This is a genomic window from Pseudoduganella sp. GW821-FHT05F09, from assembly GCF_059419605.1.
The window spans coordinates 582,187-605,411 of the sequence record NZ_JBWKSD010000001.1 but is presented as its reverse complement, the minus strand read 5'-3'; the positions used below and the strand labels follow the sequence as shown (position 1 = coordinate 605,411).

Annotated in this window: 23 protein-coding genes; 6 read left to right on the top strand and 17 right to left on the bottom strand. The window is 66.4% G+C overall.

What is annotated here, in order from left to right; translation table 11 throughout:
* Nucleotides 1-97: 97 nt before the first annotated feature.
* Nucleotides 98-934 carry a PEP-CTERM sorting domain-containing protein gene (locus tag AC07S4_RS02560; RefSeq protein WP_494985098.1) on the bottom strand — a complete coding sequence of 279 codons (837 nt, stop codon included), beginning with the start codon at nucleotides 932-934 and terminating at the stop codon, nucleotides 98-100.
* 161 nt (nucleotides 935-1,095) lie between these two features.
* Here AC07S4_RS02560 and AC07S4_RS02555 point away from each other — a divergent pair, with 161 nt between their 5' ends.
* The 4 genes from AC07S4_RS02555 (at nucleotide 1,096) to AC07S4_RS02540 (ending at nucleotide 6,181) form a co-directional block, all read left to right on the top strand.
* On the top strand, nucleotides 1,096-1,593 hold the full coding sequence (locus AC07S4_RS02555; protein ID WP_494985097.1) for a dihydrofolate reductase: 498 nt from the start codon (nucleotides 1,096-1,098) through the stop codon (nucleotides 1,591-1,593).
* 18 nt (nucleotides 1,594-1,611) lie between these two features.
* Complete coding sequence (locus AC07S4_RS02550) at nucleotides 1,612-2,226, top strand: DUF4337 domain-containing protein (protein ID WP_494985096.1); 615 nt, start codon at nucleotides 1,612-1,614, stop codon at nucleotides 2,224-2,226.
* A 140-nt stretch (nucleotides 2,227-2,366) separates the two neighbouring features.
* Nucleotides 2,367-4,622 carry an Orn/Lys/Arg family decarboxylase gene (locus AC07S4_RS02545; protein WP_494985095.1) on the top strand — a complete coding sequence of 752 codons (2,256 nt, stop codon included), beginning with the start codon at nucleotides 2,367-2,369 and terminating at the stop codon, nucleotides 4,620-4,622.
* Between the two features lie 179 nt (nucleotides 4,623-4,801).
* Complete coding sequence (locus AC07S4_RS02540) at nucleotides 4,802-6,181, top strand: sigma 54-interacting transcriptional regulator (protein WP_494985094.1); 1,380 nt, start codon at nucleotides 4,802-4,804, stop codon at nucleotides 6,179-6,181.
* On the opposite strand, the gene AC07S4_RS02535 is transcribed toward AC07S4_RS02540, so the two are convergent.
* From AC07S4_RS02535 to AC07S4_RS02485, 11 genes are all read right to left on the bottom strand, one after another.
* Nucleotides 6,143-6,943: an amidohydrolase family protein gene (locus tag AC07S4_RS02535; protein WP_494985093.1), complete on the bottom strand. Its 801-nt coding sequence runs from the start codon at nucleotides 6,941-6,943 to the stop codon at nucleotides 6,143-6,145. The genes AC07S4_RS02540 and AC07S4_RS02535 overlap by 39 nt on opposite strands.
* Nucleotides 6,900-7,574: a hypothetical protein gene (locus AC07S4_RS02530; protein WP_494985092.1), complete on the bottom strand. Its 675-nt coding sequence runs from the start codon at nucleotides 7,572-7,574 to the stop codon at nucleotides 6,900-6,902. Before AC07S4_RS02530 ends, AC07S4_RS02535 begins: the two co-directional genes overlap by 44 nt.
* A 15-nt stretch (nucleotides 7,575-7,589) precedes the next feature.
* The gene (locus tag AC07S4_RS02525; protein ID WP_494985091.1) at nucleotides 7,590-8,258 is read right to left on the bottom strand and encodes a GIY-YIG nuclease family protein; all 669 of its coding nucleotides are present in this window, start codon (nucleotides 8,256-8,258) and stop codon (nucleotides 7,590-7,592) included.
* Nucleotides 8,255-9,418: an aminotransferase class I/II-fold pyridoxal phosphate-dependent enzyme gene (locus AC07S4_RS02520; RefSeq protein WP_494985090.1), complete on the bottom strand. Its 1,164-nt coding sequence runs from the start codon at nucleotides 9,416-9,418 to the stop codon at nucleotides 8,255-8,257. Before AC07S4_RS02520 ends, AC07S4_RS02525 begins: the two co-directional genes overlap by 4 nt.
* 9 nt (nucleotides 9,419-9,427) lie before the next feature.
* Nucleotides 9,428-11,656, bottom strand: a complete 2,229-nt coding sequence (locus AC07S4_RS02515; RefSeq protein WP_494985089.1) for a hypothetical protein — start codon at nucleotides 11,654-11,656, stop codon at nucleotides 9,428-9,430.
* Between the two features lie 10 nt (nucleotides 11,657-11,666).
* Nucleotides 11,667-12,998 carry a hypothetical protein gene (locus AC07S4_RS02510; RefSeq protein WP_494985088.1) on the bottom strand — a complete coding sequence of 444 codons (1,332 nt, stop codon included), beginning with the start codon at nucleotides 12,996-12,998 and terminating at the stop codon, nucleotides 11,667-11,669.
* Nucleotides 12,999-13,003: 5 nt separating this feature from the next.
* Nucleotides 13,004-13,756 carry a hypothetical protein gene (locus AC07S4_RS02505; protein WP_494985087.1) on the bottom strand — a complete coding sequence of 251 codons (753 nt, stop codon included), beginning with the start codon at nucleotides 13,754-13,756 and terminating at the stop codon, nucleotides 13,004-13,006.
* A gap of 19 nt (nucleotides 13,757-13,775) precedes the next feature.
* Nucleotides 13,776-14,363 carry a hypothetical protein gene (locus AC07S4_RS02500; protein ID WP_494985086.1) on the bottom strand — a complete coding sequence of 196 codons (588 nt, stop codon included), beginning with the start codon at nucleotides 14,361-14,363 and terminating at the stop codon, nucleotides 13,776-13,778.
* 150 nt (nucleotides 14,364-14,513) lie between these two features.
* Nucleotides 14,514-15,407 (bottom strand): peptidase associated/transthyretin-like domain-containing protein, encoded by an 894-nt coding sequence (locus tag AC07S4_RS02495; RefSeq protein ID WP_494985085.1) that lies wholly within the window; start codon nucleotides 15,405-15,407, stop codon nucleotides 14,514-14,516.
* 10 nt (nucleotides 15,408-15,417) lie between these two features.
* Nucleotides 15,418-16,068: a hypothetical protein gene (locus AC07S4_RS02490; RefSeq protein ID WP_494985084.1), complete on the bottom strand. Its 651-nt coding sequence runs from the start codon at nucleotides 16,066-16,068 to the stop codon at nucleotides 15,418-15,420.
* A gap of 20 nt (nucleotides 16,069-16,088) precedes the next feature.
* Nucleotides 16,089-16,643 carry a Spy/CpxP family protein refolding chaperone gene (locus AC07S4_RS02485; protein ID WP_494985083.1) on the bottom strand — a complete coding sequence of 185 codons (555 nt, stop codon included), beginning with the start codon at nucleotides 16,641-16,643 and terminating at the stop codon, nucleotides 16,089-16,091.
* 175 nt (nucleotides 16,644-16,818) lie between these two features.
* Between AC07S4_RS02485 and AC07S4_RS02480 the strand changes: the two genes are divergently transcribed.
* The gene (locus AC07S4_RS02480; protein WP_494985082.1) at nucleotides 16,819-17,508 is read left to right on the top strand and encodes a response regulator; all 690 of its coding nucleotides are present in this window, start codon (nucleotides 16,819-16,821) and stop codon (nucleotides 17,506-17,508) included.
* 2 nt (nucleotides 17,509-17,510) lie between these two features.
* The gene (locus AC07S4_RS02475; RefSeq protein WP_494985081.1) at nucleotides 17,511-19,202 is read left to right on the top strand and encodes a HAMP domain-containing sensor histidine kinase; all 1,692 of its coding nucleotides are present in this window, start codon (nucleotides 17,511-17,513) and stop codon (nucleotides 19,200-19,202) included.
* On the opposite strand, the gene AC07S4_RS02470 is transcribed toward AC07S4_RS02475, so the two are convergent.
* The 5 genes from AC07S4_RS02470 to pepA all read right to left on the bottom strand — a co-directional run bounded on the left by AC07S4_RS02470 (nucleotide 19,199) and on the right by pepA (nucleotide 22,798).
* Nucleotides 19,199-19,543, bottom strand: coding sequence for a FlxA-like family protein (locus AC07S4_RS02470; RefSeq protein ID WP_494985080.1), 345 nt, complete (start codon nucleotides 19,541-19,543; stop codon nucleotides 19,199-19,201). The genes AC07S4_RS02475 and AC07S4_RS02470 overlap by 4 nt on opposite strands.
* Before the next feature lie 94 nt (nucleotides 19,544-19,637).
* The gene (locus AC07S4_RS02465) at nucleotides 19,638-20,219 is read right to left on the bottom strand and encodes a BPSL1445 family SYLF domain-containing lipoprotein (protein ID WP_494985079.1); all 582 of its coding nucleotides are present in this window, start codon (nucleotides 20,217-20,219) and stop codon (nucleotides 19,638-19,640) included.
* Nucleotides 20,220-20,313: 94 nt separating this feature from the next.
* Nucleotides 20,314-20,880, bottom strand: coding sequence for a dCTP deaminase (dcd, locus tag AC07S4_RS02460; protein WP_494985078.1), 567 nt, complete (start codon nucleotides 20,878-20,880; stop codon nucleotides 20,314-20,316).
* A 106-nt stretch (nucleotides 20,881-20,986) separates the two neighbouring features.
* A complete protein-coding gene (locus AC07S4_RS02455) occupies nucleotides 20,987-21,823 on the bottom strand; it encodes an alpha/beta fold hydrolase (protein WP_494985077.1) in 837 nt (278 codons plus the stop codon).
* Between the two features lie 138 nt (nucleotides 21,824-21,961).
* A complete protein-coding gene (gene pepA / locus AC07S4_RS02450; RefSeq protein ID WP_494985076.1) occupies nucleotides 21,962-22,798 on the bottom strand; it encodes a flocculation-associated PEP-CTERM protein PepA in 837 nt (278 codons plus the stop codon).
* Nucleotides 22,799-23,225: the final 427 nt, after the last annotated feature.

Below are 23,225 nucleotides of genomic sequence, written 5' to 3'. Positions count from 1 at the left end.
ACATCGTAACTTTGAATGTCATGGACAAATTTGAATAAGGGTGGCGATAGGTTGACATTGCCGAAGTATTAATTCCATTGACACATGGCGCTGGCGACTAGCCTTCGAGGCGTCCTTTTGCAAGCCTGATTAACAAGGCCAATCCAGCCAGCAGCATTACATAGCTTGCAGGCTCGGGCACCGGGGGCAATGGGTTTTGCCAGACGATGGCGGCGGCGCTCAGCGAAATTGTGCCGATCGCCTGCTCCCCCTTGGATTCGAGGGCGCCGAATAGCGTAAAGTCGCGGCTACCGGGAACGCTCAGCGTCATGCTGTCGCTCGTATAGCCAGCGGCATGCGTGGAATTCAGTCCGGCAGTCATATAAGCATATACCTGCGGTGTGTTCACCGCATCCCCTGCGGCGCTCGCGCTGCCTGTGAGGAAAAACTGGAGCGCGGTGTTGGGCGACAGGCTAAACGCATAGTTGCGTTCGCCCGTCGCGCTGATGCGCGGTCCCGCCGTCTGCGCGGCCAGCGACAGGCCGGCGGCCGAACTCACCGAAAAAGCGCTGCCGCTGGCCCCCGTCCAACTCAGCGGCAGGGAATTCCAGGTTTGTTCCGACATGGATTGATACACGATATTGCTACGGTAGGTGAGCCCGTTGCTCAAATCGGAAATCACGATGCCGGGCGCGATGCCATCCTGCGGCGCCAGATCGGTTAGCGCATAGCTCCAGGCGGACAGGTCCAGCACGCCGCTGCCTGCCGCCCAGGCATTCCCTCCCGTTAGCGTCAGCGCCGCCAGCAGGGCCAGCCCCGCCAGCAGCGGTGCACCGGCGGGACATATTCCATCCGGTAAATCCTTATTCAATACTTCGATTTTGAATTTACTTGAATCCGATTTTTCCGCGCCGGAAAATATATTTATCGCAGATGCCAACTTGCTTGAATTCATTTTAATCTCCTTGGAGCGGCCGGCGTGAGGGAAAATAATTAAATCATAAAATTAAAATTATGGCACTTTCCAGCTATTCAGCAGTGTGTGCCGGGTATGCGGAACAGGCGGCGGGCAGCTATAATGTCGGGCCAAGCACCACAAGATACCGACGCGCCCAAATGACACTACTGACCATCATCGTCGCCACAGACGCCCAGCGCGGCATCGGCATCAACAACGCCCTGCCGTGGAAGCTGCCGGAGGACATGGCGCACTTCAAGCGCCTGACCACCGGCCACCCGGTCATCATGGGCCGCAAGACCTACGAGTCCATCGGCCGCCCGCTGCCGAACCGGCGCAATATCATCATCACCCGCAACGCCGAATGGCGCGCCGACGGCGTGGAGGCCGTGCATACGCTGGAGCAAGCGCGCGCGCTGGTGAAAGACGAGGCCGAAGCCTTCATCATCGGCGGCGCCCAGATCTACGCCGAGGCATTGGCCCTGGCCGACCAGCTCATCGTGACCGAAATCGGCCAGACTTTTGAATGCGACGCCTTCTTCCCCCCGCTGGGCGAGGAATGGCAGCAGATGGAACGCCAGGAATACACATCGGCCAACGGCCTGCCCTACGCCTTCGCCACGCTGCGCCGCCGTCCGGCCGCAGCAACTGCCTAACCAACAAGGAATACACACATGTCAGGACACGGTTTTCACGTCCACGGCCCGCACGACCACGCCGTGGAGCACGCCGCGCACAGCGCCGACAAATTCTCCGGCAATATCGCCGTCACCACCGCCATCCTGGCCACGGTGGGCGCGCTGTTCGGCTACCAGGGCGGCGCCACGCAGAACGAGGCGGCCCTGTTCAAGAACAACGCCGCCATCGACAAGACCCAGGCCGCCAACAGCTGGAACTACTACCAGGCCAAGTCCAACAAGCAGAACCTGGCCGAACTGGCCATGACGCTGCCCAATGTGGACCCGGAAAAGTACAAGGCCGAAGTGGCGCGCTACCGCAGCGAAAAGGAAGACATCAAGAAGGAAGCCGAAAAGTGGGAGGCTTCGTCGTCCGAATGGAATAAGAAATCCGACGCCGCGCTGCACCAGCACCACCAATGGGCGCTGGCCACCACGGCCGAGCAGATCGCCATTTCGCTGGCGGCGATCACCCTTCTGACGCATCGCCGCTGGCTGCTGTACACTGCCTACGCGGTGGCCGGCGCCGGGATTGCGCTGGGCCTGTTCGCGGCGCTGCATATCGACCCGATAGGTGCGCTGATGGGCGGTTCCGCCGCCGTGCACCACTGATATGAAAGACGCTGCCGCCCGCGGCGCAATTTTTTTCCCTGTTGGCGGCAATTTCTGCGAGAATCCCGTTCTTATTTTTTTTCGCCCAGCCCGCTCCGGCCATATTCGCCCGGGGCGGTTCTTCTTTTTGGAGACAAGTAATGAAATTTCGTTTCCCCATCGTCATCATTGACGAGGATTTCCGCTCTGAGAACACGTCCGGCCTGGGCATCCGCGCCCTGGCCGCCGCGATGGAAAAAGAAGGCATGGAAGTGCTGGGCGTAACCAGCTATGGCGACCTGTCCCAGTTCGCGCAGCAGCAGTCGCGCGCCTCGGCCTTCGTGCTGTCCATCGACGACGAGGAATTCGGCGGCGGCACCGTGGAAGAAACCGACCACGCCCTGAAGTCGCTGCGCGCCTTCGTGGAAGAGATCCGCTACAAGAACTCGGACATCCCGATCTACCTGTACGGCGAAACCCGCACCTCGCGCCATATCCCGAACGATATCCTGCGCGAACTGCACGGCTTCATCCACATGTTCGAGGACACCCCGGAATTCGTGGCGCGCCACATCATCCGCGAAGCGAAAAGCTACCTGGACGGCCTGGCGCCGCCCTTCTTCCGCGCGCTGGTGCACTACGCTAACGACGGCTCCTACTCCTGGCACTGCCCCGGCCACTCCGGCGGCGTGGCTTTCCTGAAGTCGCCCATCGGCCAGATGTTCCACCAGTTCTTCGGCGAGAACATGCTGCGCGCCGACGTCTGCAACGCGGTGGAAGAGCTGGGCCAGCTGCTGGACCACACCGGCCCGGTGGCCGCGTCCGAGCGCAACGCGGCGCGCATCTACAACGCCGACCACGCCTACTTCGTCACCAACGGTACCTCCACCTCCAACAAGATGGTGTGGCACTCGACCGTGGCGCCGGGCGACATCGTGGTGGTGGACCGCAACTGCCACAAATCGATCCTGCACTCCATCATCATGTGCGGCGCGATTCCCGTGTTCCTGATGCCGACCCGTAACCACCTCGGCATCATCGGCCCGATCCCGCTGGAAGAGTTCTCGATGGAGAGCATCCAGCGCAAGATCGACGCCAACCCGTTCGCGCGCGACGCCAAGAACAAGAAGCCGCGCATCCTGACCATCACCCAGTCGACCTACGACGGCGTGGTGTACAACGTCGAGACCCTGCGCGAAATGCTGGACGGTAAGATCGACACGCTGCACTTCGACGAAGCGTGGCTGCCGCACGCCACCTTCCACGATTTCTACAAGAATATGCACGCCATCGGCAAGGACCGTCCGCGCGCCAAGGAATCGATGATCTTCTCCACCCAGTCCACGCACAAGCTGCTGGCGGGCCTGTCGCAGGCCTCGCAGGTGCTGGTGCGCGAATCGGAGACGGTCAAGCTGGACCGGGACGCCTTCAACGAGGCCTACCTAATGCACACCTCCACCTCGCCGCAATACTCCATCATCGCCTCGTGCGACGTGGCTGCGGCCATGATGGAAGCGCCGGGCGGCACCGCGCTGGTGGAAGAATCCATCCTGGAAGCGCTGGACTTCCGCCGCGCCATGCGCAAGATCGACGAGGAATGGGGCAAGGACTGGTGGTTCAAGGTCTGGGGTCCGAACGAGTTCGCCGAAGAAGGCATCGGCTCGCAGGCCGACTGGATCTTCACCGAGGACAGCCAGGAATGGCACGGCTTCGGCAAGCTGGCGCCGGGCTTCAACATGCTGGACCCGATCAAGGCCACCATCGTCAACCCCGGCCTGTCGCTGGACGGCCAGTTCGGCGAGACCGGCATTCCGGCCTCCATCGTGACCAAGTACCTGGCGGAGCACGGCGTGATCGTGGAGAAGTGCGGCCTGTACTCCTTCTTCATCATGTTCACCATCGGCATCACCAAAGGCCGCTGGAACACGCTGCTGACCGCGCTGCAGCAGTTCAAGGACGACTACGACAAGAACATGCCGCTGTGGCGCATCCTGCCCGAGTTCTCGCAAGCGAACCCGCGCTACGAGCAGATGGGCCTGCGCGACCTGTGCCAGCAGATCCACGACTTCTACAAGGCCTACGACGTGGCGCGCCTGACCACGGAAATGTACCTGTCGGACATGATCCCGGCCATGAAGCCGTCGGACGCGTTCGCCAAGATGGCGCACCGCGAAATCGAGCGCGTGGCGATCGACGAGCTGGAAGGCCGCATCACCTCCATCCTGCTGACGCCGTATCCACCGGGCATTCCGCTGCTGATCCCGGGCGAGCGTTTCAACAAGACCATCGTCGACTACCTGCGCTTTGCGCGCGACTTCAACGAGCGCTTCCCCGGCTTCGAGACCGACGTGCACGGCCTGGTCAAGCGCGAAGTGAACGGCAAGCGCGACTACTTCGTGGACTGCGTGAAGCAATAAGCAGCCGTAGGGCGGGTTAGCGGGCTGGTCCCGCGTAACCCGCCACAGCATGCGCACCAGCAAAACGCCAGCCCTAGCGCTGGCGTTTTTTTTTGCCCGAACCACGCACCTTTGCGGCACATCAAGCGCTGCTGAGCGGTGCGGATCTATAGTGCCGCCTCACCCTCTCGCCTACGCTTATGGAACGTCCGGACGCGCTCGCCGTATGGCTGCACCTGGTCGAACAGACGCGGCGGGAGGCTGGCCTGGCGATGGTGGATGAGCTTGCCAAGCTGGGCATCGCAGCCAGCCTGAGCGATGCCGCAGCAGTCCCGCGCAATGCACTGGGCGTGGTGCTGTTTGAGGCCTGGAGCGAAAGGCTGGCCGAGCTGCTGTCCGCGCTGTCCGCGCGCGCCACCTTGCTGGCCGTCTGCTGCGGCCCCGCCCTCAGTGCCGACGCCATGTGGGCCGCGCTGGCGGCGGGCGCCTCGGACCTGCTGCAGTGGCCGCCCGGCGGCGCGGCGGCCGAGGTGGCGGCCCAGGCGGCGGCGCGGCTGCGGCGCTGGCAGGCGGTGCAGCGGCTGATGGACTCGGCGGCCGTGCAAGCCACCCTGGTCGGCAACAGCCCGGCCTGGCGCGCGCTGGTGCGCAATGTGGTGGAGGTGGCGGCGTTCACCCAGTCGTCCGTGCTCATCACCGGCGAGACCGGCACCGGCAAGGAGCAGATCGCGCAGCTGATACACCGGCTCGGGCCGGGCGGCGCGGCAAGGGACATGGTGGTGGTGGACTGCACCACGCTGTCGCCGGAACTGGCGGGCAGCGAGTTCTTCGGCCACGAGCGCGGCGCCTTCACCGGCGCGGCCGCCGCGCGCGACGGCGCCTTTGCGCTGGCCGACGGGGGCATCCTGTTCCTGGACGAAGTGGGCGAGCTGCCCTTGCCCATGCAGGCGCAGCTGCTGCGCGTGATCCAGGAGCAGCAGTACAAGCGCGTGGGCAGCAACACCTGGCAGCCAACCCGCTTCCGCCTGGTGTGCGCCACCAACCGCGACCTGGAGGCCGGCGTGGCCGACGGCAGCTTCCGCGCCGACCTCTACTACCGCATCGCCGGCTGGCGCTGCCGTCCGCCGCCACTGCGCGAACGCCAAAGCGACATCCTGCCGCTGGCGCAGCATTTCATCCGCCTGCTGGCGCAGGGGGAAGCGTGCTGCGAGCTGGACCCGGCGCTCAAGGGATTCCTGCTCACGCGCGACTACCCCGGCAATGTGCGCGACCTGCGCCAGACCGTGTCGCGCATCTGGCACCGCCATTGCGGGCCGGGGCCGCTCACCATAGGCGACGTGCCGCTGGACGAGCGCCCGCGCGGCGCCACGGTGTGGCCGGACAGCTGCTTCGCCAGCGCCATCCGCCACGCCGTCGACCTGGGCGTGGGACTGGGGCGCATCACGCAGGCGGCCGGCGACATGGCGATCCAGCTGGTGCTCGAACAGGAGAACGACAACAACCAGCGCGCCGCCGTGCGGCTAGGCGTGACCGACCGCGCGCTACAGCTGCGCCGCAAGGCCTGGAGCACGGCGGGTTAGGCGCAAGAAATTCCCGCCCAACACCAGGGCTTCGTCGCGTTCGGGCAGGTGCAGCAGCCGTATCTTCTCCAGCTCCAGCCCCGGATGCAGCCATGGTCCGTCCGAACCAAACAGCACTTTGTGCGGACCGGCGCGGCGCACCGCCTGCTCCAGCAAATCAAAGCGCCGCACGCCCGAGCTGTCGGTGTAGATATTCTTGTGCCGCACCAGGTGGTCTATCAGCGCCAGCTGCGCGGCCCAGCCGTCGGCAAAACTGCCCAGGTGGGGCAGGATGAAATCCACATCCGGATACTGCGCGGCCAGCAGCTCGGCCACCGCCACGTCCCCCATCGGATCGTACAGCACCGGCACGCCGAACAGGCGCGCCGCCTGGCACACTTCGCCGCTGATGCGCGCGTCGTGCCGGTGCAGCTTGATGCCGATAAAGCCGTAGTCCTGCACCGCCGTGCGCACCATGGCTGCAATCCGGCCCCGGTCCCGCCCGGCGTGCACAAAGGCGTAGCCATAAAACTGTTTCGGCCGCGACGCCACGATGCGCGCCACGGCGGCGTTGGCCCGAGCGTAGTCGCTGTGGAAGGCGGCCAGCAGCGCGCAGCGGTCTATGCCCGCTTCACGCGCGCGGCACAGGTAGCGCCCCAGCCCCGCGTCGCTGTCCCACGGGCCGCTCAAGCCGTCGCCGGGACCGGCGTGGCAATGGCAGTCGATTATCATCGCCGCATCAGCAGCCGAAGCCGCCGCCGTTTCCGCCGCTACCATAGCCATAGCCATAGCCGCGCTGCGCGCGCCGCTTGCGCCAGCGCCCTCCATATGCCTCGCCCTGCTCGCCGGCGATTTCACCAGCCATCTCGTAGTGCGGCACGTGCTGCAGCAGCGATTCGCTCAAAGCCTTGCGCACGGCCTGCGGGCTGCCGTCGCCGCCGGCGGCCAGCTGCGCCGCCGTACCCGCTATGCGCACAAACCGGCGCGCCATTTCGAACTCCTGCTGTTCGTATTCCATGCCGCTGAACTCCAGCTCCAGCGCCTTGGCCACCGCACCGCCCAGCGCGGAGCCAAGCGCCGTGCCCACGCCGGGGATGGGGATGAAAGATCCCAGCGCGCCGCCCACCATCGGCAGCGCCGTCTTGGCTATCCCCTTCAACACGCCGCCCAGCGGCTTGGCCACCTTGCCTATCGCCGAGCCAACCTTCTTCAGGCCCTTCCACGCGCTTTTGAACAGGCCGCCCAGGAACTGGTCCAGCTCGGCTTCGCCGGTGACCGACATCAATTCCATCGCAAGTTCCATTTCCTGTGCTTCGCTGAACGGCCCCTCGTGCGCGGACTCGAATTCCATCACTTCGAAACCGCCGGCCGAGGTGCTGCGGCAGGAAGTGCAGTTGCATTGTTTGCAGTACATGATGCTCTCCTTTGTTCATCGCCATTCATGGCCAAACAGCTCCGCCTCCAGTTCGCGGCGCTGGTTGGTCAGCACGCCGGCGCTGGTGCGGAACATGTCGTCGTGGATGCGGTATTCAACGGCGCGGCGCTGGGCTTCCGGCAGGCTCGATTGGGCCACGTAGACCGAATGCGAGGCCAGCGGCAGTCCCATCATCTGCCCGCACAGCGCATGCTGCTGGAGGCGGCGCCGCAGATTGCCGGTCTGCCCGCTGTAGGCGCGCTGAACGCCGTTGACGGTAAATTCAATCAGGTAGAAACCGGGGCCGGTGGCGCGGGGATCGCGCAGCGCGCCGGTGATTGGCCCCAGCGCCACGTAGGCCGGCCGTTGCGCCGCCGGCAGGCGGCCTATGGCGGCGGCGATGGTGGGCGGCATCTCCCCCGGCTCGTCCGGCTCGTCCGCGTCCGAATCGGAAGGCAGCACGGTGACGGAAGTGTAAGGCCACCAGCCGCCATAGCGCGGGCCGTAGTAGGGCCACGCAGGCCAGGGCCGGCGGAAAGGGCCGCGCGGTCCACGGGAGCCCGGCCGGCCACGCGGCGGAATGACGCGGCCGCCACCCCGCATGGCGCCCATCGGACGCATGCCACGCTCGTATTCCATTTCGCCTTCCAGTTCGAAAGGCAGGGTTTCGAATTGATGATTCATGCCAGCTCCTTCATATGATGTTCCAGCGCCGCCACCGCCCGCGCCACGTCATGCGCGCTGTGGCCTGCACGCAGCAGAAAAGTCAGCCGCGCCGTGCCGCGCTGGCCTTGCAGCAGCGCCAGCACGCCTTCGGACCGCAGCGCGGCCTGCAGCGCCGGGCCATTGGCGCCGGCCGCTAGCGGCACCACCTGCACCGGAAACATGCCGCCACAGCATGCAATACCGGCGGCGGCCAGCCCGGCCCGGAACTGCTGCACGCGCCGCCTTAAAGCCAGCCGCAAAGCGCCTCCGCGAACGGCGTTGATGCGCAAGGCCCGCCGCGCCGCAGCGACCGCAGCCACACTGGGCGGGCTGGCATGGACACGAACCAGGCTGCGCTCCTCGAAACGCGCCAGCATGGCCGCACTTCCGGCCAGCACCGCCAGCGGCGCGCCAAACGCCTTGGCCAGCGACGCCCCCACCAAGACCGGGGTAGCGCCCCGGCCGGACGTCCTTCCCGCGCTCCGGCCAGGCGGCGCACCGCAGGGCCACGCGCTGTCCCGGCCCTGCCGCGGCCCGGCCAGGCCGTGGAGCGGGACCGAGCCGCCGCCGCGCCGGCCCAGCAGACCCAGCGGCTGCGTGTCGTCCAGCACCAGCCAGCCGCCGTCCCGCGCGGCGATGTCCGCATAGTCGGACAAGGGCGGCGGGTGTTCGGCGCCGGGGCTGTAGCCGTCCGCCAGCACCACCGGCCGCCGGCCTTGCGCGCCCCAGCGCCGCGCCAGGCGCGCGAGGCCAGCCGCGTCGCCGTGGCGGAACACCTGCATCGGGGCGCCGCGCGCGAGCGCCTGCTGCGCGCCCCAGCGCGCTATCGGATAGGCGCCGCCGTCTATCAGCAGCGCCACCGTCTGCTCGGCCAGCATGGCGAACAGGTCCCAATACAGATGCAGCGTGGACGGCAGCAGCAGCGCCGCCTCGCAGCCCAGCAAGACCGCCAGCTCGCGCGCCACGCCGGCGGCGCCGGGCGGCTGCTCCAGCGCCGCCGGCTTGCCCAGCGTGAGCGACTCCCAAGGCTCCAGCGCCCCGGACGGATGCCGCATGTCCAGATACAGCGCGCTGGTGAAATCCAGTACCCCGGCGGCGGCCCCGCAGTCCTGCCCGCAGCTTGCATCCCGGTCCGCCATCGCGCCGGCTCAGGCGCGGGCCAACTGCGCGGCCAGGCGCTGGCGCAGCAGCACGGACGGCAGCGTGGCGTCGGTGGCCACGTCCGCGCCGTCGACCGACAGATCGACACCAGTGGCCGCGCGGTAGGCGTGGATATAGCCTTGCGCTTGCGGCCGCCAGAAGCGCGCCCAGTTGAACGCCTGGGTCGATTCGTAGATGTCGCTCCAGTTGCCGTAGCGGATGGACAGCAGCAGCTGCTCGCCGAACATGGCCAGCGAGCGGAAATGCATCACGCTGGTGTCGGTCCACCCTTGCAGCTTCTTCATCGCATCCACCCGGTCCATCCACGGCTCGGGGTAGGCCACCATCACGCGCGTGGGCAGGAACTCGCGAAACTCGGGCCGCCCCAGCAGCCATTGCTGCATCAGCATTTCGATGCGCGCGGTGGACGGCAGGTCGCCGAACTGGTTGTGCGCGCCCTGCGACAAAATCAGGTGCACTTCCTTGAGCGCGTTCAGAACCGGGAAGGCGTCCGCCTTGACGGTGGTGTCGTCGTCCTGCCGGTAGAAGGACGTGAGCAGGCGCAGCAGATGGTGGAAGGCCTCCAGGAATTTCGAGCGGCTGTCGGCCGGGCGGAAGCGTTGCACGGCCTTGCCGTCCAGCCGCACGCCGTAGTGGTGGTCGTACTCGTAGTTGCGGCGCACCACGGTGAGCCGGTGCTGCTCGTCCTGCGTGTAGCCCCACAGCAGATTGTTCAGCGGCCGCAGCATGTCGATCTCGGTATTGGCCAGCGGGTCCTGGCCAAGCGCGGTGCCGGCCGGGCGCAGGTTCTGGAAGCGCTGCGTGATGGCGTTCATGGTCTGCACCAGCATGCCCTCCTCCATCCAGTAGGACCAGATCAGCTCTATCAGGCAGGGATTGGACAGCCGCTCCTGGATAATGCCGAAGCACAGGTCCGCCTCGCTGCCGCTGCCCGGTATGGTGATGGGAATGTCCGGCAGCTTGCGGCGTATCACGGCCAGGTAGGGCAAGGCCAGCGTGTTGCCGTCCACCGTCTCCAGGTATTCGTTGGCCAGCACGTCGGCCAGGCTGCCGCCGTTGGGAATGTCGCGCCGGTCCAGGTAGGCCGCGTCCTCGGCCGGGTTGAAGGCCAGCGGCAGGCTCAACACGCCGCAATTGACCATCACGAAGGCTTCCGTGGCCGCCTTCAGCACACGGTAGGAATCGGAATCGTTGAACGGCAGCGCGCGGCGCGACTTGATGGCGTTGAAGGCCGCGTTCTTGCCCGCAAAGCGCAGCCGCTCGAAGTCCGACACCGCCACATTGGCGTCGCAGAACAGCTGGTCCAGGAAAGCCAGGTAATTGGTGAAGGACAGCGCCTCGGTGCTGTTGCGGATCAGGGTCCACAGCGGCAGGTCCTCGGTCGGCTCGGTCTCGGTGCGCGTGAGCGACACGCCCAGGTTGCCGCTGATGGGCTGCGGCACGCGCTGCTCCGCCTCGAAGTCCGAGCTCACCCCCAGCGACGCCATGGACCCCGGCGCCACCACGCCCGCCAGCTGGTCCGCCGTCAGCGAGGCGCCGGGACCGCCGCCGCGCGCCATCGGCATGCCGGCACCGGCGGCCGCGCCGGCCGCCCGGCCGCGCCGCGCGAACAGCACCTGCGCCTCGAAGCGCTGCGGCCCGGCGCGGCGCATGGTGGTGCTGAAATGGCGGCCGTCGCTGCCGCGCGGCTGCCAGGGCGAACGCGCCACGATGCGCAGCGCGTCCTGGCCCAGCGGGCCGTCGCCGTCCACGTGCACCTCGGCGTTGGCCTTGTCGCCGACGAAGGCGCAGTTGTTCTCCACTTCGCGGCAGTTCGATTCGAACTGGATCTCGACCTGGGGATTGAAGGCGAAATCGAAGCACACGTTCTCGGTGCAGTTGCTGTGCACCGCCGCGCACTGGTAGAACAGCGCGTCCATGCGCATCGGCACGATGTTGTCGTAGGCGGCGATGTAGGCGCCGGCGTCCAGCGACGGGAACAGCACCCCGCCGTCGGCCCCGGTGAAGCCGGTGGCCACCAGCAGCGCCTCGTCGGGCAGCCACTTCCTCACTTCGTCCACGTCGCAGTCCGCCATGGGCACGCCCTGCTGGGTGTGTGCCTTGTACAGCTTGACGGCGGCGTTGACCAGCGGCGCGCCGGTGGCGCTGTCGCGCACCGTCACCTGGACCGCCCCGCGCAGATCCGCCTTGGCCGCCGTGTTCTTGATGTTTGCCATGTCTATCTCCTTAAAGGATGGTGCTACGGTATTCGGGGCGCGGCAGCTGGACCGCGCCGCCGCACAGCGCGTTCAGATCCAGCGTGCTGCGCAAGGCCCAGTGGGTCAGCAGCCTGCCCAGCAGCACGCTCTCGTCCTCCGGACTGAGGCGGCCGTCGGCGCGGGCCTGGCCCAGCACGGCAAAGGCCAGCGACGGGGCGGCGTCGTACATCCGCTGCGGCGCCCGGCTCCACTGGCGGAACAGGCTGGCCAGGCGGCGCGGCTGGCGCGCGCGCACCGCCATCACGTCCGGCAATGTGCGCCCGCGCAGCAGCGCCGGCCGGTGCCGCGCCAGCAGCGCCGCGAAGGCCGGCAGGCTGTCCTCCAGCTGCAGCAGCAGGCGGCGCTGGTCGAGCGGCAAGCCGGTCAGCGGATAGAACGATTCCCACAGCGCCGCCACCCGCCGCCACTGCGGATGGGGAAACAGCTGCTCGCCCAGCGCGCAGCTGAGCTTTACCCTGATCCACGGCGCCGGATGCGGGTCCTCCGGGTTCACCCGGAACACGAACACGCGCGGCAGGCTGACCACGCCTATCAGTCCCATGGTGGCCACCACGCCAACGCGCGCCAGCGACCACAGGTCGGCCACCACTTCGGAGATCCAGCGCTCCCACAGCCGCCACACATGGGCCGGCGTGCCTTCGCTGCCGCCGCCGCCCTGCATGGACTGCAGCACCGGACGCAGCGAATTCACCAGGTCCAGCATCGCCGCGCCCTGGTGCCCCACTTCGTGGATCAGCGACGAGGCGATGCTGCTGCCGACCATGCGTTCGCGCGGCACACGCACGATGGCCACCGGGTTGTCGCCGCCCCCTGGCAGCCGGGTGCGCGCGCGGCGGATGGCCGCGCCCGGTCCACGGTCCAGATAGCAGATCACCGGCGGCGCGCGGTAGTAGCGGCCCGGCAGCGCCAGCGCGTCGGCCGACACCACGTCCAGCCCGGACAGCCACACGCCGTTCTTGTTCTCGCTGCGCTGGGTGATGACGTCGTTGAACAGATCGAACTGGGTCAGCGCGGCGTTGAACTTCAGCCTCAGGAAGGTGAAGCGGCGCTGCGCTTCCTCCGCCGTGGCGTGGCGCGAGGCCGGACCTTGCAGCCAGGCGAGGAATGCCATCACCATGCCATGCAGCCCGCGCCGCCCTTGCGCCAGGTGCGTCTCGATCGCCGTCTGCGCCGACGGCAGCAAGGCCGCCGCCGGTACCATGGGTTCGATCAGCACGAAGGGACGCACGCGCCGCAGGCGCGTGAGCAGCGAGCGCGCCTCTTGCGCCAGCATCCACCGGGCGTAGGAGCTGATGGCCATGGCACTCAGGCGCCGTAAAGGATGATCTTGCGGCCCTGGCGCGCCCAGCGGCCGGACGCGCCCGCGCCGCCGTTTCCGCCTGCCATGCCGCCCCCGAGGCCGCCCCCGTTCCCCAGGCCGCCACGGTTGCCGGCCATGCGCTGCCCGCCGCCAAAGCCGCCCTGCGGGCCACAGCCCTGCTGCGCGCCCGGCTTGGCCAGCAGGCCGGGCGCGTGCTGGCGCGCCGCCGCCGTGGCCGCAGCCTGCGCCACCGCGCGCGGATCGCCGCCGCGCGCCTGGGCGGCCCGGTTCACCGTGTCCGCCGCCAGCCGCACGAAGGTCTTGGCGCCTTCGAACTCGCGGTCCTCGCCCATCATTTCGCCCTCTGCCTCCAGCCCCAGCGCGCCGCCCGCCGCCGAAGCCAGGCCGCTGCCGATCTTGGCGCCCAGCGGACCGCCGAAGTAGCCGCCGATGGCGCCGCCCGCCAGCGGCAGCGCCTTCTTGGCCACGCCTTTGAGCACGCCGCCGACGGCCTGGCCTATGGGCGACTTGATTACGGAACCGGCCACCGAGGCGGCTTTCTTCAGGAAGTTGCCGAGGAACTGTTCCAGCTCGGCCTCGTTGGTGACGGACAGCAGTTCGTTGGCCAGTTCCATCTCGTCCGCTTCGGACAGCAAGCCCCCCTCGCCGCTCCATTCGCCCTGGCCGAACTCGTACTGCTCGCCTTCATAGCCCATCTCCTGGCCGAATTCCAGGGTGGTACGATCGATGTCATGCATGATTAGCTCCCGATGGTGGTTAACAATTGAGGACCACGATGCGCTTGCCGCTGCGCTGCCAGCGTCCCCTTGCCGGCTCCTGCTGTGCCGCGCTGTGCAGCAGACCCGGCGCGTGCCTGCGCGCCGCCTGCGCCAGCGCCGCCTGCACCCTGCTTTCGGCGTCCGCCCTGTCCACGTCCGGCCCGAGCGGGCCGGACGCCAGCGTGCTGTTGATCAGTTCGCGCGCCAGGCGGATGAAGTGGCGCGCCAGCGCGAATTCCTTGTCCTCGGGGCTGAGTCCTTCCAGCTCCAGGCCGAAGATGGCGGCGCCCCGCTGCTGCGCCGCCTTGCTGCTGAAGGGCATGACCGCCGTTGCCGCCTGCAGCAGCGCCGACATCAGCGCTCGGCCCAGCGGCATGCGCAGCGCGGCGCGCCCGGCCGCGCCGGAGCGCGCCACCAGGCCGGCCAGGAAGGGCGCCAGTCCGGCGCCGGTGCCGCCGCCGGCCTCCAGCAGTTCGGCGCCATAGGCCATTTCGGCGTCGGTCTCCTGCGACGGCACCGCCGGCGCGGCAGCTGCGGAGGGGAATGCAATGTCCAGTTCAGGCAGATAGTCGAGCAGGCGGTTCATGCGAAGCTCCGGTCAGGCGTGTGTACACCTGCCATTGCAAGCGGCGTGCCTGCGCGCTTGAGACGGAACGGCCGCCGCGTTGCCGAAGATGGCTTCGCGGCGGCCGCCGGGATGGGGAATTGCGCGAAGCGGACTTCGCGCGGAGGGAGGTTAGCCGAGCACGGCCAGCGTCAGCGTCGCGACGTAGCCGTCGGTGGCGTTGCCGGTCATGGTGGCCAGTTGCAGGGAATATCCGTCGCTGAACACGTTGTCGGTGGCGTAGCTGATGCGCGCCAGGTTGCTCACACTGGCGCTGTAGCCGCTGTTCGCGTACACCTCGGCGAGCGTGCCCATGGGGAAGGTGAACTGCGAGGTCTTGATGCGGTTGGACGCGCTCGTGCTCTTGGCCAGCGTGGGATAGACCTCGAAGTGCACATGGGGCATGCGGCCGTCGTAGCACCCGGGGAAGATGGTGGTGAACGTCACCTCTCCGCTGCTGTTGGCCTCCTGCACGCCGCGCAGGTAGTTCTGGTTGGTTACGCCGCTGGAATACAGCGAGTAGTTGCCCGAACGGTCGCAATGCCACAGATACACCGCCATGCCGCCCGCCGTGCCGCAACTGGCGTTGGCGTTGATGATCTTCAGCTTGATGGTGAGCGGCACCCCGGCCGCCGTGCCGCTCATGCCGGCGAAGCTGCTGCGGATGTCGCTGCGCACCACGCCGCTCTGGTTCAGTACATTGGCGATGCCGGCGCTGGTGCTGTTGGTGCCGTCCGCCGGATACGGGCCGCCGGTTTCCTCGGGAATAACGCTGCAGGCGCCGGTGCTGCCGGTGCTGCCGGTACTGCCGGTACTGCCGGTGCTGCCCGTGCTCGTGCCGGTGTTGCCGGAGCTGGTGCTGCTGCTGGCCGTGGAGTCCGTGCCGCCGGAGCCGCCGCAGCCGAGAATGGGCAAGGCCGCCGCACTGGCCATCAGCCAGCGCAGGGACTGGCGGCGGCCAGCGGCCATTTGCATCATCTTGTCCAGATCCGCAGCAAGGCCGTGATCGTGATCGTGCGTTTGCATTGAACTTCCTTTATACCGAGGTGTTGATCAGATTGCCGCTGGTGCCCGCATTGGGCAGCTTGTCCGACAGCGCCTGCAGGAAGCTGGCCAGCTTGCTGCCGCTATTGGACGTGTCGCTGCCGAGCGCTTCGAGCAGGCCCTGGAACGAGGACTGCAGCGCGCTGCCGCTATCCTCCGCGCTGTCCTCCGTACCTTCGCTGCCGGCGCTCTCGCTGGACGAGCCCAGTTTGGCGATCAGGCTTTGCAGATCCGCCTCCAACTTGCCGGGACCACCAGGGCCGCGAGGACCGCCAGCGCCGCCCGGCGGCCCATACGCCTGCCCGTCGCCGGACGAGGACGACGATTCCGAGGACGACGCGCCCTGCTCGTGCAAGGCGCCCATCAGCTCATGCAGGAAGCCGCCCAGCGCTTGCGCTGCGTTGCCGCTGCCGGTGCTGCTGGCGTCCGGGCTGCTGCTGTCGGCCGTGGCGCTATCGCCTTCCGACAAGCCGAGCGACTCCAGCACGCTGGCAATGGCGTCGATGAAGCCGCCGCCGGACCGGGGCGGCGGCGGGCCATTGCCCACCTGGCCGCTTTCACCACTGGCGCTGGCGGAACCCAATTTGCTCACATAGCTCAACTGGCTGGCTGCAGTGCTGGAAGTCAGGGAACTGATGGTCATGCGTTTTCTCCTTGCTCGATTTATGGTTTTTCGCGGCCCGGGAAACCCTGGCGCGGCGGCTTGTGCTGATCCATCTGCTTGCGCTGCTCTGGCGTCAACACGCCCAGCAGCTTCTGTTCGGTGCGGACGCGCTGCAATTCCAGGTTGGACATGGCCTGCGCGGCGGCCTGCGCCAGCGACACGGCCTTGGCGTCGTCGAATTTCTCCGCCTTGCCCAGCGCGTCCAGCGCCTCCTGCGCCTTGCGCAGCGCCCTGGACTGCTCGCGGACATGCGGCTCCTGCGTGTGCAGAATGGTGAACACCTTGTCCTGCTGCGCTTCGCTCAGGTCCAGCCCGTGCATAAAGTGTGGACCGCCATGTCCTCCCATTCGAGGGCCGGGGCCGGGGCCTCGACCAGGGCCAGGGCCTGGGCCACCGGGCGGCATGCCCGGACCGCCTTCCGCGCGCGGGCCGGGAGGCGGCGCGTCGAAGCCCTCGTCGCCGCTGGACAGGCCGTTGGCCGCATGCGACGCCAGCGGCAATGCCAGCGCGGCGGCCAGCAGAAGATGTTGCAGGTGGATTTTCTTGGTTTTCATGTCTGCTCCAGATGATTCGTAAGGAGCAGCCATTGTCCCGCCGGCCTATGTAAAGTGCAGTTAGGACAACGTAAATCGGTGTAAAGACGGCGGGTGTAAATCGGGGTAAAAGCACGCTTCGGCCGGCATCGAGTTTGTTATGATGGGTAAATCGACAACCACGAAACACGCGGCAATGAGCAAGGTACTGTTAATAGACGACGACATCGAACTGGTGGGCATGTTCCGCGAATACCTCGAGCAGGAAGGCTTCGAGGTCAGCACCGCCCACGACGGCGAGGCCGGCGCGGCCGCCGCCCTGTCCGGCCTGTACGCCATTGCCGTGCTGGATGTGATGATGCCGCGCATGAACGGACTGGAGACGCTGCGCCGCATCCGCAGCCACAGCCGCATGCCCATCCTGATGCTCACCGCGCGCGGCGACGACACCGACCGCATCGTGGGCCTGGAGCTGGGTGCGGACGACTACGTGGCCAAGCCCTGCACACCGCGCGAACTGACCGCCCGCATCCGCGCCATCCTGCGCCGCACGCTGGGCACACCGATGGACGCCAGCGGCACCCAGCCGCTGGCCGTGGGCCAGCTCACCATGTGGCCCGAGCAGCGGCGCGCCAGCTGGGCCGGCGCGCCGCTGGAGCTGACCAGCACCGAATTCAATTTGCTGGAAGTGCTGGCGCGCCACGCCGGCAAGCCGGTCAGCAAGAACGTGCTGTCCGAGCAGGGCCTGGGCCGGCCAATGGCGCGCTTTGACCGCAATATCGACGTGCACCTGAGCAGCTTGCGCCACAAGCTCGGCACCATCGCCGACGGCCGCTCCTGCCTGCAGACCGTCTACCGCCTGGGCTACCAGCTGATCAAGGAGTAGCCGTGGGCCGTCTGTTCTGGAAGTTCTTCTTCTCCATACTGCTGGCGCAGCTGGTGGCGGCGGTAGGCATAGGCGGCGCCATCTGGCTCAAGAACCGCGACAACGCGCCGCCACGGCAGCAGGATATCGACACCGGCCCGCGCGCCGAGGACGCGATCGAGTCGGCCGCCGCCACGCTGGAATTCGGCGGCGTGAGCGCGCTGCAAAGCCTGCTCGAGAATATGAACCGGCACCGCGTGTATGCGGTCAGCGAGCAAGGGCGCGAGCTGCTCGGACGCATCGTCAAGCCGGGCATGATACTGGAGGCGCGGCGCCTGCTGAAACAGGACGGCTCGCAGCGCGTGGTGCGCGAAGTGCGGGCGGCGGACGGCCACCGCTACACGCTGTTCCTGCCGTCGCGCGAGCATCTGGGCGAACGCCTGGGCGGCGCGCCGCTGCTCGGCAGCCTGGCCGGCATGGCCAGCGTGCCTTTTGAAGGGCGCAATCCCGGCTATTGGCGCAATCAGAATGACTGGCGCGGTCCGAACGACTGGCGCGGCCCCAACCCGGCATTCGGCCCATCCAGCGGCGGCGCCCTGGCTGGCGCGGCCCCAGGCCCGACCGGCCGCGGCGAGCCCCCCGGCGGCGCGCAGGCGGCCGGCCCCGGCGGCCCAAGACCCGGTTCCGGGGCAGGCCCCGGCTTTGGCCCAGGCTCTGGCCCCGGTTTCGGTCCCGGCGCTGGCCCCAACGGCGGCCCCCAGGGCCCGCCGCAGCGCTTCCAGCCCATGACGCCTTTCATCCCCATCGCCGCCGCCGTGCTGGCCAGCCTGCTGTTCGCCGCCCTGCTGGCCTGGTACTTCGCGCGCCCTATCCGCTCGCTGCGGCAGGCCTTTGAAGCGGCCTCGCAAGGCGACCTGGCGCCCCGCTTTGCCCACGCCGCCGGCAAGCGCGGCGACGAACTGAGCGACCTGGGACGCGACTTCGACCGCATGACGGCCCGCCTGCGCAGCCTGATGGACGCCCAGACCCGGTTGCTGCACGACGTATCGCACGAACTGCGCTCGCCGCTGGCGCGCCTGCAGGCGGCCATCGGCCTGGCACACCAGCAGCCGGACAAGGCCCACGCCACCATGGAACGCATTGAGCGCGAGAGCGTGCGCATGGACAAACTGGTGGGCGAGCTGCTCACCCTGGCCCGCCTGGAAACCGGTCCCATCACCGCCACCGGGGAAGCCATCAGCATGGCCGAACTGCTGGACGAAATCGTGGCCGACGCCGAATTCGAGGCCGCCTCGCACGACAGGGCCATCGAGCTGCGCGGCAGCGCCGACGTGGCCGTGAACGGCCAGGCGGACCTGCTGGCGCGCGCGATAGAAAACATCGTGCGCAACGCCATCAAGCACAGTCCCGCCAGCGGCACGGTGCGCGTGGAGCTGGACACGGACGAAGCGACGGACCGCCTGCTGATACGCGTGCTCGATCACGGCCCGGGCGTGGCGCAGGCCGACCTGCAAGCCATCTTCGAACCGTTTTTCCGCAGCAGCGGCACGCTCAAGGACGTGGAAGGCCACGGCCTGGGACTGGCGATTGCGCAGCAAGTGGTGCAAGGGCACGGCGGCAGCATCGCCGCCCGCAACCGCGAGGAAGGCGGCTTGTGCGTGGAAGTCGCGCTGCCGATTGCGCAGCACGACCACGGGGAACGGAGCAAGGTCTAAGCAGTCGTATCGATAATGCTGCCGACGGTGGAACTGGACGAGCGCGGCGCGCTCGCCTGCTGCGATGGCTGCGCCGTCTCCGCCTGCGCCGCCTGGCTGGCCTGCGCCGCCTTCTGCGCCTCCTGCGCCTGCAGCTCGGCGATCTGCGCCTGCAAGGCCTGAACCTGCTGCGAGATCTGCTCCGCCTGTTTCTGGCCAGTCTCGCTGGTGTCCTTCTGCGCCTCGGTCAGCTGCTTTTGCAGCGCCACCAGCTGCTTTTGCAGCGTCGCCACCGTGCTCAAACCGCCGCTGCCGGACGCACTGGCCGAACTTACGCCGCTGCTACTGATTGCCGTCACCATGCTACACCTCCATCTTTATCATTGATAAAGATGGTAACGGTGCCAATTCCGGCGACTCAACCCTGCGAAGTGTAAAGCCAGGTAAAGACGGCGCTCACAGTTCCAGGCGCGAGATCTTGGTGCCTTCCAGCGTGAGGTTGGCCATCAGGCCCGCGTTGGTCAGCACCAGCGCCTGCACCGGGCTGTTGGCGGTAGCCGTGTCGACTTCGCCGTTCACGCCCACCTTGATGATAGCCACCGACGCGTCCACGCCCGCCGTCCAGCCCTTGCTCTGGCCGAATTTGCTGAACGCTTCCTGCGTCATGAACAGCAGCACCACGGCCTTGGACTGCGCGCCCGCCTGCAAGCCCACCGAGGCCGAGGCCATGCTGTAGTAACCGCCATGCTCGTTCTTCACGCGCAAAGCGCCCTTGCCGTACTCGCCGCCCACCACCAGGCCGGCCGCCAGCACGCGCGGGAACACCAGGACAGCATTGGATTTGGCCACCAGCTCGCGCGAGCCCTTCACCTCCGCATAGAGGCGGTTCAGGGTGCTATCGACGCCATTGTCGATTTCGGTGCGCACGGCGCCGGAATCGGCCTTGCCGGAAGTGGTGGTGGTGGTGCAGCCCGGCAGCACGGCGCCGGCAAAGGCCAGCGCCGCAGCGGAAGTGATGAGGAAGGTACGCTTATGCATGGAACTCTCCAGTCGACAGGGTCAGCGAATCTTTGCAATTCTGACACCTTGCGCGCAGCAGAGCCTCTCCCTTCCGAAACAGGCTTGAGGAAAATCAAGCCTTCGGCAGCGTGACCCCGGACTGGCCCTGGTATTTGCCGTTGCGGTCCTTGTACGACACTTCGCACACTTCGTCGCTTTCGAAGAACAGCACCTGCGCGCAGCCTTCGCCGGCGTAGATCTTGGCCGGCAGCGGCGTGGTGTTGGAAAACTCCAGCGTCACATAGCCTTCCCACTCCGGTTCGAACGGGGTGACGTTGACGATGATGCCGCAGCGCGCATAGGTCGACTTGCCCAGGCAGACCGTCAGCACATTGCGCGGAATGCGGAAGTACTCGATGGTGCGGGCCAGCGCGAAGGAATTCGGCGGAATGATGCAGACGTCGCTCTTGATGTCGACGAAGGAGTTGGAATCGAAGTTCTTCGGATCGACGATGGTGCTGTTGATGTTGGTGAAGACCTTGAATTCGTCGGCGCAGCGGATGTCGTAGCCGTAAGACGAAGTGCCGTAGGAGATCACTTTGCGGCCGTTTTCAGCCCGCACCTGGCCCGGCTCGAAAGGCTCGATCATGCCGTGCTGTTCCGCCATGCGGCGTATCCATTTGTCGCTCTTAATTGCCATCGCAAAAACCATTTCTCAAGATTGCAGGGAGGCGCCAGCTTGCGCCAACGCCATTTCACCCGGGATTTTACGCGAAAGGCCTGCTTTCAAGAACAAATTTGCAAGCTCAAGCCCGCTGGCGGGACCGCTGGCTGCGCACCGCCCCCTGCTGCGCCAGCAGTTGCGAGATCATCTCGTGCGTCACCTGGGCCGTCAGTTCGGGCGATTCCATGGGGAACAAATGGCCGCCGGGGATGATGCGGAAATTGCCGCCGACCAGGCGGCGGGTGGCGTCCAGGCCGGCCTGGCGGTTTTCCACCGACTCGCTGCCGCCGATAAAGCCGGCCGGCACCTTCACGCCGCGCCGCACCAGGCCGCCGATATGGTGCGGCAGGCTGCGGTAGACCGCCGTTTCATTCTCGCGCGTGAAGCGCAGCTGCACGCCGTCCGGATGCGGCTTCAGGCCGGCGGCGATATAGTCTTCCAGCACGCCGGGCGCCCAGGCAGCGAAAATCTCTTTCGAGGCGAAGTGCTGGTGCGCGGCTTCCGCGTCCGGCCATACATTGCGGCGCTTCTCGGAGAAGCGCGCCGGAGAAAATTTGTTGGCCACCGACCAGTTGCGCGTCACCCGCAGCAACATGGCGCGCCAGCCCGCCACCACGGGAGAATCCAGCATCACCACGCAGCGCACCAGGTCCGGCCGCATGGCGGACACCATCACGCTCAGCATGCCGCCCAGCGAGTGGCCCAGCAGGATCACGGGCTCGGTGTAGCGGCTTTCCAGCTCGTCCACCAGTTCCTGCACCAGTTGCGGCCAGCCGGTGCCCACCGGATAAGCCGGATTGTGGGCATGCATGTCCAGCGCGGAAATATCGTAGTGCTGGCCCAGCAGCTCGAACAGGCGGCGGTAAGTGCCGGCCGGATAACTGTTGGCGTGGGAAAAGTGCAGCTTGGGTTTGTTCATTTTTGTAGTGTCTCCTTGGGGCCATTGTAAGGAGACCTGCGGCAAAAAAATAGAACGCTTGCTCTAATTCATTCCTGCTGGGGGGACACGGGCGACCCCGGCAGGGAACCGCCCGTGTTTGCAGCTTACGGCCTGTTATCAGGCAGCCGGCTGCCGACGGCGGCGGGCAGCCACCATGCCCAGCAGGCCGATGCCGGCAAGCGCCAGGGCGCCCGGTTCAGGCACGGCGCGTGCGTTGAAGTCCAGGATGCCCGCTTCGGAAGCAATTGCCACTACAGTCGCGCCTACGCAGTTCGGCGTATCGCAGCTCAGGCCTTGCGAGGTATTGTTGAAGGCCGTGAAGGCGGCGTCGTAGAACGGGAACGGCCATGAGAAGTACTCGGAGCCGGCGGCGGTCAGAGTCCAGCCGATGTTCAGATTCTGGTATGCGCCACCCAGGGCGTCCAGGCCGCCAAGGCCGCTGTGCACCACGTTGGAGGACGCCAGCAGTATGTCCACGCTGCCCGCCTGGTCCACGGTCGGATTGCCGGCCAGCGAAGCGGCGGTATAGACGTTGTCGTTACCAGGATCGGCATACAGCTCGAACGACATATTCGACGCCCCGCAGCTCACGCCAGGGGCCAGGGGGCCGCTGCAGTCTAACGTCTGGTGAAACACAGCGTAAAGGCCGTAGTCCAGGTTGACACGGCTGAGGCCGGTAGACACGCCGGTATTGTTCAGAGCAAAGCCGTTGAAGAAGGCGTAGCCGTCCGAGGTGTAGGTGCTGCCGCTGCCGGTATAGGCGATCCGGTTCGACGAGAAGCCATTGATGGCGGTCGCCTGGAACGGCGCGCCGGCGGTCGATAGCACCCCGCCGCCGAAATTGGGGTTGACAGTGAACAGCGAGACGGCGCCCGCCTCGGCTGCACTGAGCGCACCGGCCAGCACCATGGCCTGCACTGCGAGACTGCGCAGCCGTTTAGTAATTTTCGTCATTTTTATTCTCCAGAGGGGTAAGTGACTTTCATGGACATCAAATATGACCAAGTTAGAAAATATGATCACGCAGCCACCCTAGCAAACCCCGTGCCAGAGAAAATAAATACATCGTTAACAACGACTTAGAATAACTATCATATGTTTACAAGTTTTAATAAAATATTAATTGTAAGGTTTACCGACACTAGCTTCTATTTACATGTAAAACATGAAGTGTTATATGTTTTATTATCGAAAAGTTAAATTCCTAATGGAAATTTAAAATACACTCGCCATCACATAATATTATTTACAGCAGGTTGTAAAGAGCGGCAATATACGCGGAAAATCACGCCGATTATTAGGCGCGGATTACCAGATAGAGAGAATGTGTGAGAATCGGCGCCGGGCGGCGCCGATGGGAGGAAATAATCGGGTGTACTTT

Excerpts from the sequence above, each read along its gene's own strand:
- AC07S4_RS02560 (WP_494985098.1), bottom strand. The coding sequence starts at position 934 with ATGAATTCAAGCAAGTTGGCATCTGCGATAAATATATTTTCCGGCGCG.
- AC07S4_RS02555 (WP_494985097.1), top strand. The coding sequence starts at position 1,096 with ATGACACTACTGACCATCATCGTCGCCACAGACGCCCAGCGCGGCATC.
- AC07S4_RS02550 (WP_494985096.1), top strand. The coding sequence starts at position 1,612 with ATGTCAGGACACGGTTTTCACGTCCACGGCCCGCACGACCACGCCGTG.
- AC07S4_RS02545 (WP_494985095.1), top strand. The coding sequence starts at position 2,367 with ATGAAATTTCGTTTCCCCATCGTCATCATTGACGAGGATTTCCGCTCT.
- AC07S4_RS02540 (WP_494985094.1), top strand. The coding sequence starts at position 4,802 with ATGGAACGTCCGGACGCGCTCGCCGTATGGCTGCACCTGGTCGAACAG.
- AC07S4_RS02535 (WP_494985093.1), bottom strand. The coding sequence starts at position 6,943 with ATGGCTATGGTAGCGGCGGAAACGGCGGCGGCTTCGGCTGCTGATGCG.
- AC07S4_RS02530 (WP_494985092.1), bottom strand. The coding sequence starts at position 7,574 with ATGTACTGCAAACAATGCAACTGCACTTCCTGCCGCAGCACCTCGGCC.
- AC07S4_RS02525 (WP_494985091.1), bottom strand. The coding sequence starts at position 8,258 with ATGAATCATCAATTCGAAACCCTGCCTTTCGAACTGGAAGGCGAAATG.
- AC07S4_RS02520 (WP_494985090.1), bottom strand. The coding sequence starts at position 9,418 with ATGGCGGACCGGGATGCAAGCTGCGGGCAGGACTGCGGGGCCGCCGCC.
- AC07S4_RS02515 (WP_494985089.1), bottom strand. The coding sequence starts at position 11,656 with ATGGCAAACATCAAGAACACGGCGGCCAAGGCGGATCTGCGCGGGGCG.
- AC07S4_RS02510 (WP_494985088.1), bottom strand. The coding sequence starts at position 12,998 with ATGGCCATCAGCTCCTACGCCCGGTGGATGCTGGCGCAAGAGGCGCGC.
- AC07S4_RS02505 (WP_494985087.1), bottom strand. The coding sequence starts at position 13,756 with ATGCATGACATCGATCGTACCACCCTGGAATTCGGCCAGGAGATGGGC.
- AC07S4_RS02500 (WP_494985086.1), bottom strand. The coding sequence starts at position 14,363 with ATGAACCGCCTGCTCGACTATCTGCCTGAACTGGACATTGCATTCCCC.
- AC07S4_RS02495 (WP_494985085.1), bottom strand. The coding sequence starts at position 15,407 with ATGCAAACGCACGATCACGATCACGGCCTTGCTGCGGATCTGGACAAG.
- AC07S4_RS02490 (WP_494985084.1), bottom strand. The coding sequence starts at position 16,068 with ATGACCATCAGTTCCCTGACTTCCAGCACTGCAGCCAGCCAGTTGAGC.
- AC07S4_RS02485 (WP_494985083.1), bottom strand. The coding sequence starts at position 16,643 with ATGAAAACCAAGAAAATCCACCTGCAACATCTTCTGCTGGCCGCCGCG.
- AC07S4_RS02480 (WP_494985082.1), top strand. The coding sequence starts at position 16,819 with ATGAGCAAGGTACTGTTAATAGACGACGACATCGAACTGGTGGGCATG.
- AC07S4_RS02470 (WP_494985080.1), bottom strand. The coding sequence starts at position 19,543 with ATGGTGACGGCAATCAGTAGCAGCGGCGTAAGTTCGGCCAGTGCGTCC.
- AC07S4_RS02465 (WP_494985079.1), bottom strand. The coding sequence starts at position 20,219 with ATGCATAAGCGTACCTTCCTCATCACTTCCGCTGCGGCGCTGGCCTTT.
- dcd (WP_494985078.1), bottom strand. The coding sequence starts at position 20,880 with ATGGCAATTAAGAGCGACAAATGGATACGCCGCATGGCGGAACAGCAC.
- AC07S4_RS02455 (WP_494985077.1), bottom strand. The coding sequence starts at position 21,823 with ATGAACAAACCCAAGCTGCACTTTTCCCACGCCAACAGTTATCCGGCC.
- pepA (WP_494985076.1), bottom strand. The coding sequence starts at position 22,798 with ATGACGAAAATTACTAAACGGCTGCGCAGTCTCGCAGTGCAGGCCATG.